This window comes from Methylophaga sp. UBA678, assembly GCF_002299105.1.
Classification (GTDB): domain Bacteria; phylum Pseudomonadota; class Gammaproteobacteria; order Nitrosococcales; family Methylophagaceae; genus Methylophaga; species Methylophaga marina.
Window position 1 is genome coordinate 59,486 of record NZ_DBNG01000021.1, and the last position, 12,784, is coordinate 72,269.

At 42.6% G+C, this 12,784-nt stretch carries 12 protein-coding genes; 9 read left to right on the top strand and 3 right to left on the bottom strand.

The window, feature by feature from the left end:
* The 9 genes from B3014_RS11040 to B3014_RS11080 all read left to right on the top strand — a co-directional run.
* Nucleotides 1–416, top strand: a 416-nt coding sequence (locus tag B3014_RS11040; protein WP_289286982.1) for a cbb3-type cytochrome c oxidase subunit I, incomplete at its 5' end; no start/stop codon positions are given.
* A 10-nt stretch (nt 417–426) separates the two neighbouring features.
* Entirely contained in the window at nt 427–1,107 is a 681-nt protein-coding gene (gene ccoO / locus B3014_RS11045) for a cytochrome-c oxidase, cbb3-type subunit II (RefSeq protein WP_289243848.1), read from the top strand.
* Complete coding sequence (locus tag B3014_RS11050; protein WP_040576263.1) at nt 1,100–1,300, top strand: cbb3-type cytochrome c oxidase subunit 3; 201 nt, start codon at nt 1,100–1,102, stop codon at nt 1,298–1,300. Before ccoO ends, B3014_RS11050 begins: the two co-directional genes overlap by 8 nt.
* Entirely contained in the window at nt 1,300–2,229 is a 930-nt protein-coding gene (ccoP, locus tag B3014_RS11055) for a cytochrome-c oxidase, cbb3-type subunit III (RefSeq protein WP_286305198.1), read from the top strand. The genes B3014_RS11050 and ccoP overlap by 1 nt, the downstream gene beginning before the upstream one ends.
* Nucleotides 2,230–2,539: 310 nt before the next feature.
* The gene (gene ccoG / locus B3014_RS11060) at nt 2,540–3,964 is read left to right on the top strand and encodes a cytochrome c oxidase accessory protein CcoG (protein ID WP_289243847.1); all 1,425 of its coding nucleotides are present in this window, start codon (nt 2,540–2,542) and stop codon (nt 3,962–3,964) included.
* 12 nt (nt 3,965–3,976) lie between these two features.
* Nucleotides 3,977–4,480, top strand: coding sequence for a FixH family protein (locus tag B3014_RS11065; protein ID WP_286305196.1), 504 nt, complete (start codon nt 3,977–3,979; stop codon nt 4,478–4,480).
* Between the two features lie 36 nt (nt 4,481–4,516).
* On the top strand, nt 4,517–6,949 hold the full coding sequence (locus B3014_RS11070) for a heavy metal translocating P-type ATPase (protein WP_289243846.1): 2,433 nt from the start codon (nt 4,517–4,519) through the stop codon (nt 6,947–6,949).
* Between the two features lie 89 nt (nt 6,950–7,038).
* On the top strand, nt 7,039–7,254 hold the full coding sequence (gene ccoS, locus B3014_RS11075; RefSeq protein ID WP_286305194.1) for a cbb3-type cytochrome oxidase assembly protein CcoS: 216 nt from the start codon (nt 7,039–7,041) through the stop codon (nt 7,252–7,254).
* A 71-nt stretch (nt 7,255–7,325) separates the two neighbouring features.
* Nucleotides 7,326–10,556 carry an EAL domain-containing protein gene (locus B3014_RS11080; RefSeq protein ID WP_289243845.1) on the top strand — a complete coding sequence of 1,077 codons (3,231 nt, stop codon included), beginning with the start codon at nt 7,326–7,328 and terminating at the stop codon, nt 10,554–10,556.
* Here B3014_RS11080 and B3014_RS11085 read toward each other — a convergent pair.
* The 3 genes from B3014_RS11085 to pip are packed head-to-tail and all read right to left on the bottom strand — an operon-like array spanning nt 10,549 to nt 12,602.
* Nucleotides 10,549–11,178 (bottom strand): lytic murein transglycosylase, encoded by a 630-nt coding sequence (locus B3014_RS11085; protein WP_289243844.1) that lies wholly within the window; start codon nt 11,176–11,178, stop codon nt 10,549–10,551. The genes B3014_RS11080 and B3014_RS11085 overlap by 8 nt on opposite strands.
* A gap of 24 nt (nt 11,179–11,202) precedes the next feature.
* The gene (gene dtd / locus B3014_RS11090; RefSeq protein ID WP_289243843.1) at nt 11,203–11,640 is read right to left on the bottom strand and encodes a D-aminoacyl-tRNA deacylase; all 438 of its coding nucleotides are present in this window, start codon (nt 11,638–11,640) and stop codon (nt 11,203–11,205) included.
* Nucleotides 11,640–12,602: a prolyl aminopeptidase gene (gene pip, locus B3014_RS11095; RefSeq protein ID WP_289243842.1), complete on the bottom strand. Its 963-nt coding sequence runs from the start codon at nt 12,600–12,602 to the stop codon at nt 11,640–11,642. Before pip ends, dtd begins: the two co-directional genes overlap by 1 nt.
* Between the last annotated feature and the right edge of the window lie 182 nt (nt 12,603–12,784).

Below are 12,784 nucleotides of genomic sequence, written 5' to 3' on the forward strand. Positions count from 1 at the left end.
ACACTGACTGGACTATTGGTCACGTTCATTCGGGCGCATTAGGTTGGGTCGCGATGGTGTCCATTGGTGCGCTTTATCACATGGTAGAACGCATGTGGGGAACCACTATGTACTCAATTCGTTTGGTCAACCTGCACTTCTGGATGGCTACGATTGGTACAGCGGTCTACATCACAGCCATGTGGGTATCAGGCATCATGCAAGGTCTGATGTGGCGTGCATATGATGACTACGGTAACTTGGCCTACACCTTTGTTGAGTCTGTGGCTCAAATGCATCCTTACTATGCGATGCGTGCCGTTGGCGGACTTATCTTCTTTTCAGGTGCCTGTATCATGTTATTCAATGTCACAGTGACTATTCGTCGAGCGATTGCTAAGCCTTCGGCTGCAATGGCTACCGCTGCTAACATTTAAGGAGACTGGAATGTCTGATCATAATTCTAATAAACCAGTTACCTTTCAAGAGAAACTGGAAAAAAATATCTGGGCCCTTGTGTTAGCAACAGCACTTGTGGTCTCAGTGGGTGGTATCGTAGAAATCGTGCCTTTGTTTTATCTCAAAACAACCTTTGAGGATCAAGTGCACCCTGACTATGAAGAGCTACAAGGAGTTCGTCCATATTCTGCACTTGAATTAGCGGGTCGTGATATTTATCAACGGGAAGGCTGTTATCTGTGTCATTCACAAATGATTCGTCCTTTCCGTGATGAAAAAGACCGTTATGGCCATTATTCTCTGGCTGTTGAGTCAAAATATGATCACCCATTCCAATGGGGATCGAAACGTACTGGACCTGATTTAGCTCGTGTTGGCGGTAAGTATTCAGATGCATGGCATATCCAACATTTACATGATCCGCGTTCAGTGGTGCCTGAGTCTGTTATGCCTAGTTATCCATGGCTTGAAGATGCCACTATCGATGGTCCTGGAATTGAAAAACGCCTACGTGCAATGAAGGTATTGGGTGTCCCATACACGGATGAGCAAATCAACAATGCTGCTGCTGAAGTTGAAGGTAAAACTGAAATGCAGGCGTTAGTTGCTTATCTACAAGTGTTGGGAACAATGGTCAACTTTGAACCCGGCAGGTCATATCGTGAGTAAACTTCAAGAGTATTTTCATACTAATTGGAGCGAAATGACAGCAACCGACTGGTTTGGCTTGGTGTTTACAGTAGTTATTTTTGTACTGATGGTGGTGCTCTATTTTTGGGTTCTGAACCCAAAAAATAAAGATAAAATAGAGTCACACCGCACCATGCTGCAGGACGATGACGATACAAATTCGGAGAAATAATGATGGCTGATAATAAAAAGAATCCTAATGAAGTGCCTGACACAGGGCATGAATGGGATGGCATCAGAGAGTTAGAAAACCCACCTCCACGCTGGTGGACAAATGCCCTGTATTTAAGCGGTTTGTTAGTGTTGGTCTACTTTATCCTTTATCCATCACTGCCATTGATTAATGACAGTACCAAAGGACTGCTGGGCTGGACTCAAATCAAAGAGTACAAAGAGGATTTAGCTAAGGTTCAAGATGTCAGAGCACCGTTTGAAGAAAAGCTGGCCTCAATGACAGCTGAAGAAATTCTTGCTGACACTGAAATGCGTAACTATGCAGTTGGTTCAAGTAAAGTGTTATTCGGTGATAATTGTGCCGCTTGTCATGGTACTGGTGGTGTGCCAGCGCCAAACTCTGGTTATCCAATTCTTGCTGATGATGATTGGTTATATGGCGGAGATATCAACACTATCGTCGCTTCTCTAGCAGCAGGACGTCATGGCATGATGATGTCTCATCAAAAGACTCTAAAACCTGAAGAAGTAGATAGCTTAGTTAAGTTTGTTGTGAATTTATCTAACGGAGAAGCGACTGAAGCAGGCTGGAAACTGTATAACGCAAAAGGCTGTGTTGGTTGTCATGGTGCTGATGCTAAAGGTATTCATGAACTTGGTTCAGCAAACTTAACCGACAAAATCTGGCGTTTTTCAGGTGATCCAGAAGAAATTCGTTACACCATTTTGCACGGTGTTAACGACCCATCTGATCCTTTAACCCGTGTTGCTATCATGCCTGCTTGGAATGAGAAGCTTGCAGTGAAAATTGAAGCAGAGAAATGGGATGAAGAGCCTGAATACGAAGGTGATGAAACAGAACGTTTATCTGTGACTGAAATTAAGAAATTAGCTGTTTATGTCCATCAGTTAGGTGGTGGTCAATAATTAATATTAAAACTCCCAGTGGAGTGACTGGGAGTTTTGATAGTCTTTTTCAGGAGAAAAGAGATATGCATATTGACGCAGTTGTTATTGGAGCGATCGTATCCGTTGTACTGACCATTGTTGTGATAGGTGTTATCGGTTACAGAATCATGAAAAACTTAGACGATAAATAATTTTTATCCGACATTCGTTTAAACGAAAAAAAGCCGACAAACGTCGGCTTTTTTATAACGAATTAATATCAGTAAATACTAATATAATATTGGGCGTGTGTTAAAATACACGAGCTAAATCTTTTTCCGGAGATGATATGAGTCAAACACAATCAAACGTCAATGATGATGTCACCCAAATCTACGAAGAAGTGTCTGATTGGCACGTTAATACCGGCGACCAGAAGGTTGTTGCTAAGCGTATTAAAGGGCGTTTCAGATTAAGAAAGTGGATTGGCATGTCTGTTTGGCTGATATTTTTCTTGGGACCATACTTACGCTGGAATGGGCAACAGGCAATTTTGTTTGATATTCCTGAACGTCAGTTTAATTTCTTTCAGTTAACGATCTATCCACAAGATATCTGGATGTTGTCGTTAACCTTACTGTTTTTTGCTATTTTACTCGCTGCCGTGACCAGTATCGCTGGCCGTGTATTTTGCGGTTACTTCTGCTTCCAGACTGTTTGGACTGATATCTATACATTTATAGAGACGAAGCTGGAGGGTGACAGTCCTCAAAAAGTCATGAAGTTTAAAAAAGCCCCTTGGTCTATAGATAAAGTGACTAGGGTGCTGACAAAACATACCTTATGGATTGCGATTGCACTGATAACAGGTATTTCATTTGCTGCCTGGTTTACTGATGCTTATCAATTGTGGCCCGATATTTTCACCCTACAAGCGCCACTTCCTGTCTGGATTTCGATGGCCGTTTTTGGTGTATTTACCTACGTTTTTGCCGGTTTTATGCGCGAGCAAGTTTGCTTTTGGCTGTGTCCATATGCTCGTCTTCAAGGTGTCATGTACGATCAAGACACCATTCTGCCTGCCTATGATGCTGAACGTGGTGAACCCCGAGGTAAATTGAAAAAGGGTCAGCTTGAAGATGAATCTAAAGGCAGTTGTATCGACTGTAAAGTGTGTGTTGCTGTTTGTCCGACAGGGATCGACATTAGAAAAGGGCAGCAAGAAGGGTGTATCACTTGCGGTATGTGTATAGATGCTTGTGACAGCATTATGGATAAAACTAATCAACCGCGAGGTCTGATTCGTTATGCGTCATACAAGGAATTACATCACGATAAGAACGTTTTACCGATGTATAAACGTCCACGCGTCATTATTTATAGCTTAATTTTACTGACAGCGTTATCTGGTGTGATTTATGGCTTTTTTACATTATCACCAACAGAGTTCCAAGTAATTCATGATCGTCAGCCATTATATGTTCGTCTGAGTGATGGTGGTATTCAGAATAAATACACATTAAAAATGTTAAACAAAACAAAAAATCCAATAGAGGTCCGTTACGATGTACTTGGACTTGAGGGTGCGACCTTACATGGAATGAGTGATAAAATTACGGTTGAGCCGGGTAAAGTGGTGCCCGTAACAGCCTTGGTTCGCGTACCCGATGATAAACTAACTAAAGGCCTGATGCCTATAGAATTTAAAGCTGAAGTAATCAATAATTCAGCCATATCAACTTCATATGAAAGTATGTTCATGGCACCTGAGTAGATGAGGAAGAGAATGCAAATTTCCCAAGAAAATAGCCAAGCAATGAAAAACCCATGGGTACTGGGGATGTTAGTATTTTTAGTGGTTTTTCTGAGCGCTAACGCTGTATTTATCTATTTAGCGTTTAAATCTCCGCCAAACCTTGTCATTGAAGACTTTTATGAAAAAGGTCAGGCATACGCCAAAACTGAAGAAGAAATTGCAAAAGAAAAAAGCCTTGGTTGGTCAGGCGTTTTATTGATGCCAACTTCCTCTAGAGTCAATCAAGTCCAAACCTATGAAGCAGTGATTACCGGACAGAACTCAGCTGGCCTAATGCTGGATTCAGTTAAGTTCTTTGCTTATAGACCATCTGATAAGCGTCAAGACTTCTCGGCAGAGATGCATCCATCAGGCCATGGAAGTTTTGTGACTGATGTCAGTTTTGCTTTACCTGGAAGTTGGGACATTATCATCGAAGCTCACCGTGGTGACGATAAATATGTGTTAACACGTCGGATTCAAATTAATCCTTAAACATTCATATTCAGTATCTGAAACGCAGGATTAGTTTTGGCAATATCTTGTTATCATTGCGGTCTACCCGTTAAAGACCCGAACGAATTCAATGCAGAAATAGGTGGGGAGGAGCGTGTCTTTTGTTGTCACGCCTGTCAAACCGTTTGCGAGACAATATACGGTGCCGGCTTACAAAGATTTTACACAAAAGCGGCTGAAACAGATTCACTCTCGCCACCACCTGATATGCTGGGAGATCTCTCAGCCTATGATTTAGATGAAGTTCAATCTGATTTTACGGATACCAGTCAGAATGATAGAACCATTCATCTATTGGTAGAAGGTATTCATTGCGCGGCGTGTGTTTGGCTTATTGAAAATGCACTTTCAGCTTTGCCTGGCGTGCTCAATGCTGAAGTGAATTTAACCGCACGAAGATTGAAACTGCACTGGGATAATTCAATCATTCCACTATCAACGGCATTGAATCGTTTAGCTGAAATAGGCTACGCTGCTGTGCCATTTGATCCAGAAACAGCTGAAGGAGCGCTGGCAAAGCGCCATAGAGGCTTGTTGTATCGCATGGCCTTTGCTGGTTTTGCAATGATGAATATGATGTGGGTTTCCATTGCATTATATAGTGGAGCAAGCGACGGCGAGTTTCGTCAGTGGTTTCACTGGATAGGTTTTGTGATAGCGACACCAACCTTGCTCTATTCAGGCTATCCCTTTATCCGTAGTGCACTCAGTGGTTTGAAACAGCGTTATCTGACGATGGATCTACCCATTGCCATCGGTGCAACGACAACTTATTTATATTCAACATACGCCACCATTAATAAGCTAGATACCGGACATGTTTACTTTGATACAGTGGTGAACTTCTTATTCGTGATACTGGTGGGGCGTTACCTCGAAGCTATCTCGAAAAAGAAAGCGCTTTCGGCCACTAGGCGAATGCTGGAGTTACAGCCGAAGTTTGCAACAGTTTTAGTTGATGATACGTCTGAAGTTGTGCCGATACGCGCAGTACAGATTGGACAAACGGTACTGGTTAAACCGGGTGAAAGTATTCCTGTCGATGGAATTATCATTGACGGTGATAGTGCGGTTGACGAGTCTATGTTGACTGGTGAATCTGTTCCTGTGGTTAAGCAGGTCGGTGATACGGTCGTTGCTGGAAGCATCAATGGTGAAGGTGCCTTCCAGGTGCGGGTTGAACAGGTATTACGCAATACCGCTTTAGCAAAAATCGTTGCACTGATGGATGAGGCCCAAGCGTCCAAAGCACCAATTCAAACATTGGCCGACACAATTGTGCCGTGGTTTGTATTGATCACCTTAACGCTGGCTTCTTTAACCTTTCTTTATTGGTTCCAGTCTGACTTTGAGGTCGCACTACTGGCTGCGGTGTCAGTATTAGTGGTGACGTGTCCATGTGCATTTGGCTTGGCCACCCCGATGTCTGTTGCGGTAGCTACAGGAGTGGGGGCACAACGTGGTGTGCTGGTGAAGCAAGGAGAAACATTGGAACGTCTGTCTTCAGTCAATCATTTTGTGTTTGATAAAACAGGGACGTTAACAACAGGTCAGTTAAATGTTCACATGGTTGAACCATGTGCAGAATTAACCGAATCTGAACTGCTTCAGTTGGCCGCATCTGTAGAACAGAATTCAGAACATACTATCGCAACAGCAATATGTGAAACAGTCGCTTCATCTGCATTGAAACTTCTTCCGATAACAAAATTTACAACCATACCCGGGCGGGGAGTAACGGCTTATATAAACGATAAATTGATACTGGTAGGCACACGTCAGTGGTTGAACTCACAGGATATCGACTTCCCTGAGCCTCTGACCGAAAAAATGTCTCAATACGAGAAACAAGGGATTAGTTGTGTCTCCGTTGCGGTAGATGGCGCTATAAAGGGAATTATTGGATTGACTGATTCGCTACGTCCGGATGCGCTATCGACGATCCAGTTGTTACAGTCTATGGGTGCCAAGGTCACGGTACTCAGTGGTGACCGTCTGGAAGTGGTCAATGCTGTAACCCAGTCATTTTCAGATATACAACGGTTTGCAGAAGTATTACCGCAGGATAAATCTGCCGTTGTGAAGTCAATGCAAGCCCAAGGTGACATCGTGGCTATGGTCGGTGATGGTGTCAATGATGCCCCTGCATTAATTCAAGCTGATGTAGGTATTGCATTAGCATCAGGGACTGATGTATCAGTTGAGAGTGCAGATGTCGTTTTATCACATCAGGAGTTGATAAAAGTGGCGGAAGCAAAATTGCTGGCCAGTACAACCTTACGCATCATTCGTCAGAACATAATGCTTTCTATCAGCTATAACGTTATCATGGTGCCATTAGCGATGTGTGCATGGGTTAATCCGTTAGTTGCCGCCATCACAATGCCGATTAGTTCATTGTTGGTTATCGGAAACTCTGCCAGAATCGGAAGACTTGTGAAGAAATAAATAGAACAAAGCCAGTTAAACTTCACTGTGCCAGGTTTGTTTTTCTTTTCATCGCCTCGTCGTCATGAATGAAGAGTTTGGAGTATGTGATGGAAGTCATCTATGGTTTGCTCCCAGGTATGTTACTACTTGGTATTATCGGTGTTGCTGTGTTTTTCTGGGCAGTCAGAAATGGTCAATATGATGATATGGATGGTGCTGCCAATCGTGTACTGATGGATGACGATGATATGTCATCTTCTTCAGCACCCAAAGAAAAACAAAAACAGACTGAAGCCGAAAATAACGATGAGAGTAAAGATTGAGGCTATGGAAGGCTAAATGTTCAATCAATACGGTTATTCATTCAATGTTTAAAAACTGGAGTATTAAACATATGCTCCAACTGTGGGCAGCCATCACCTTAGTGGCTGTTATTGTTATGGGCATTATGGCTAATTACGCCAATAATTTGATGTCCGAGACACAGTCTATTTTCATTGAGCATCTACTGCCGATAGAAGCTAACAGCCGTGAGCTTAGTCAAGCTGCTTTACTGTTTGCACAACGACAGCAACAGTTTCTTAGTGTTTCTGATGTGTCTGCATTACCTGAATTTGCTGATAGAACAGCAATTGAACTCATGTTCCAGGAAAATGCGCAGCTGTTATCTGAGGCTTTGGATGAGCAGCAGGAGGCTCACCGCTTATTAGAGTCTTTATCAGCAACATATCAAGATTATCTAGTGCTTGATAGCAAGCTTTTCCAGTTAAAAAAACGTCATCTTGAATTAACCAGTGACATCAAAGCCAAGCAGGCTGGCAATGAGCGTGTTTCTGCCTCATTGCTAAATTTGATGGATGATCTCGAAAAACGCCTGCGCAATGATAACCTCGTCTCGCTTCTAAACTTAGCCCATCCTCTTAAAAGTCATATCAATGAGCTTCGTTTACTCAACTATAAGTTGTTTCTGCGAACAGGCGATATATCTGATTTTTCTCAATCAAAGAAACAGTTTAATCGTGTTTTTGCTCAGATAGAACAGGATATTGATGCTTTCTCAAGTCAGACTTTTGAGTTGATGTATGTCTCTGAAACGTTACAAGCAATAGAAAGGCAAGTGGAAGCACTCAGGGTATTGATGGGTGGTGAAACTGGGTTGGTAGCGATAGAAGAAGAGAGCACAGCCACACAGTCAGCGTTAGCCAGAGAGCAAAGTATTTCTATCAAGCTGATGTCGAGCTTAACAACGCAACTCAATCAGTTAATAAAACATATCAATTTACAAAATTATGCTGAGATCAGTGATGACGTTACTTCGGCCAATTACTCATGGTGGCAAATTATCGTCGTAAGTGTCTTTATCATGAGTGCTGTCATGATATTTGCGTATATTTTATTCAATAGGATCAACCAGCCTTTAGTGCTCATCAAAGACTCTATCCGGTCGCTTTCTGAGGGGCGGTTTGAGACAAGAATATCAGTGACATCCACTCAAAATGAAGTCTCTATGCTGGCTAGAGATTTTAATCACTTTGCTGAGGTGACCCAGAATCTTATTGCTGATTACAGCAAAGCTAAAGTCACCATGCAGCATAAAAAGCAGCAACTCAGAGCTGTATTAAATAGTGTCCCAGAAGCGATTTTATCTCTTAATGAAGAAGGCTATATCATTGATATAAACCCTGCTGGTGCCAGCATGTTCGGTGGTGCTATTGAGGATCTTCTTGATCAGCACTTATTACAGTTTTTTGCTGAAGCAAATAAACCTGAATCAATTGATGATTTAGAGCTGGATGATGAGTCGAGTGGTGAGTATGAAGGTCTTCGCATGGACGGTACGGCTTTCTCATTATGGATTTCCGTTAGCAGGATAATCAGTGGTAGTGATGACTTTGTCTGGGTCTGTGTCATAGCGGATATCACGAAATGGAAGAAAACGAATCAGCAATTGCATCAGATGACATCAGAATTGAACACCATTTTAGAAAATGCGATGGTGGGGATCGCTTTTATTCGTGACAGAAGAGTGATACGAGTTAATCAGAAGTTTGAAGAATTATTCCAATACAGTCGTGAAGAGATTGAAGGACAAAAAACACGATTTATCTATCCAAGCCAAATCGCCTACGAACAATTTGGCGAACATGTGTCTCAATATCTTTCAGTGGGGGAGAGTTATGAAGCTCAGCTGGAATTAGTTCGCAAAAATGGAGATAGGTTCTGGTGTGCTATGGCTGGCAAATCGATTGAAGCTGATGCCCCGCAAAATGGATCGATATGGTTATTTGAAGATGTAACAACACAGCGCCAAAATGAGGAAAGATTAACCAATCTGGCGAGTATAGATAGTCTCACAGGCTTACCCAATAGAAATGTCTTTAATGATCGGCTTGAGCATGCAATCCACAAAGCACATCGTGACTCTGGCCGACTTGCCGTTTGCTTTCTCGATCTGGATCACTTTAAACATATTAACGACTCTTTAGGGCACAAAGCGGGTGACAGTCTTTTAAAAGAGGTAGCGAAACGAATTAAAGAGACGATTCGTGAAGGTGATACGGTCGCCAGATTAGGCGGCGATGAATTTACTGTTATTCTGGAGAATATTCGATCTGCACAATATGTAGGGAAAGTGGCTGAAAAAATAATTCATGCCATGTCACAACCTTATTTTATTGATGGTGTTGAAATCAATATTAGCCCAAGTATTGGTGTGAGCCTCTATCCAGCGGATGGTCGTGATGTTGATATGCTGATCAGAAATGCGGATGCCGCCATGTATCACGCAAAAAAAACGGGGCGAAATAATTTCCAGTTCTATTCTGCCGATATGAACGCACAAGCCTCATTAAGACTTGCTATGGAAACGGCTTTAAGACGAGCCGTCGAGCAAGAAGAATTCTTCATTCATTTACAGCCACAAATTGATCTCGATACTGGAAAAATGAACGGTGCAGAAGTGCTATTGCGCTGGAATAGTACACAGTGGGGATTAGTATCGCCTGCTGATTTTATACCCATTCTTGAAGATACTGGCATGATTGAATCTGTCGGTGAGTGGGTGCTGAAACAGGCGTGTCAGTGCTTTTTAAATATTAAGCATAAGCTGGCGGAAGACTTTAAACTAGCCGTTAACTTATCTGGCCGCCAATTTAAAGGCGGTAATCTTGCCAGTCGTATCCGCTATATTCTTGCGGAGACAGGTATGCCCACTAAAAATTTAGAGCTGGAAATTACGGAAACCATGTTAATGGAAGATCCTGAGTTGGCAACCTTAACATTATCCGAGCTCAGTGAAATGGGTATTAGCTTAGCTATTGATGACTTCGGTACGGGCTATTCTTCCTTGTCATATTTGAAACAGTTTCCATTGAATGTACTCAAAATTGACAGCAGTTTCATACGGGATGTCACCACCGACAAGGATGATGCCGCCATCGTCAATGCAATTCTGGCAATGACGGAAAGCCTGGGCTTGATAGTCGTTGCGGAGGGTGTGGAAACCAACGAGCAACTCAATTATCTCAGACAGCATACTTGCCAGTGTGCACAAGGCTATTTATTCAGTAAGCCTGTTAGCGAAGAAGCTTTCTATGAACTGGCAGAAAAAGAGACGCTTATTTAGTTTGATAAATTAATAGCGTCTTATTATTGCTGCTAAAAATAACCGTGAGATTAAGCTTCTGATAAAGCCAAATTATGTCTGCGTTACCTTCATCATCTGGTAATCCTGTATTAATGCTATCAGGAGCACCAAAGCGTTCTTGAATCATTTCTTCATCTAAACGAACACTGGGTATATAGGTAATCGCTGCAACAGGTGATGACAATAAAAACTGTTTATCTTCTTCTGCCAATTCATGCTGATGCGCGCCACTAGGTTGTAGTTTTCCTGCTGAGGCCTGCTCCAACATATCAGCGATTTTGTCTTCATCTACGTCGAGATTCAGCACCATTTTGGCTGATAAGCCACCTAAGTTCACACTATCAAAATAGGCTTCAACCGTGGCTTTATTATCCGGGTCTGTAAAGATGGCTGTTTTGCCAAACACACGGAGTGCTTGTTGAGCCGTTTTATAATCAGTTTTACCTAAATGAATGCCAAATACTTGGACATTATTGTCAGGCATCACAGTCACTTCCCATGGTTTACTGGCAGGCGGTTGAGGCGATGGGATAAGCATGATGGCGGCAATGCCAACCAATACCAATAACAGCCCGACAATAAAGTTTCTGATAATGCGCATTCAAAAAAATCCTGTAACAGTAGTTTAGCTCTGAAGCCAGAAAGTCACTGGCCCGTCGTTAATGAGTTTAACCTGCATGTCAGCACCAAACTGACCGGTACAAACCTTAGGATGCTGCTTATTAGCGGCATCAACAAACTCATTAAACAGTTGATATCCTATGTCAGGCGATGCAGCAGAAGCAAAGCTGGGACGTAGGCCTTTTTGCGTGTTTGCTGCCAGAGTAAATTGTGGCACAAGAAGTAATCCACCATTAACCTGTTTGACGGAGAGGTTCATTTTGTCATCCGCGTCTGCAAATAGGCGGTAATTGATCACCCGCTCTACCAAGCGTTCAATCATCGCCGATGAGTCGTCTTTTTCAAAACCCACAAATACCAACAGGCCATGATCGATCTCAGCAATACATTGATTATTGACTTCAACCGAAGCCTGTTTCACACGCTGCAATAAGGCTATCACTACAGTTCATCCGCGAACGCATCGGTAGCCTTGACTAAGGCATCGACCACTGCAGGTTCGCCCGCAGCATGTCCCGCAAGAGGTAACACCGTTAAGCTTGTTTCAGGCCATGCCTGGTGTAGTTCCCAAGATTGCTGTAATGGGCAAACAATATCATAACGACCATGAATAATATGGGTAGGAATATGACGTAATGAGTCAATTTCGCTCAAGATAGGTCGGTTTTCGATAAAACATTGGTTCAATGCATAATGTAATTGAATACGTGAGTGAGCCAATGGGCCGGGCGCTTCAGTTAAATCGGCTTCGTACTCATGATCTCGCATGGTGACAATCGTTGCCTCCCAACTGTTAAGAATGGCAGCCGCTGATAATTGCAGTGACTCATCAGGATCGGTTAGCCGAGTATAGTAAGCCTTCAGTGGTCTTTGTTGTTCCGCGTCATCTAGCATATGCGTTAAGCGATGCCATGCTTCCGGAAATAGCTTTGAAGCGCCTCCTGCAGCATAAACCCAATCAATATCTTGCTGGCGCCCCAGAAATGTACCACGCAATATCATGTGTATGACGTTGTCAGCGTGATCTCTTGCATAACACAACGCCAATGTCGCTCCCCAGGAACCGCCAAAAATCACCCATGTATTTATACCGAGCTGGGTGCGGATATACTCCATATCACTGACTAAATGCGCGGTGGTATTGTTTTCAAGCTCACCGCTGGGCTTAGAACGTCCGCAGCCACGTTGATCAAACAACACAATACGATATTTTTCAGGATCGAAATATTGACGATGTTGTGGACGACACCCTGAGCCAGGGCCACCATGCAGAAAAACAACTGGAATCCCATCAGGATTGCCGCATTCTTCGACATAAATTTCGTGTTTTTTTCCAGAAGATAAGGTTTCTCTCTCAAGTAAATGGGTTTGATAAGGTTCTATTTCTGGGTATAGCGTTAACATGTAAAAACTCGTTTATGGCATTCAGCGTGAACTATATCATGTGTAGTGATGGTAATTATTGCGCTATTGCGAGAAAATATAACGTTTTCGACATTGAATTAAGATCTTGTTTTTATCAACAAATCGCAGATTATTAAAAGATAACTGTCGCTGGCGTTGAAAAGACAACCAAGTAAGGCAAG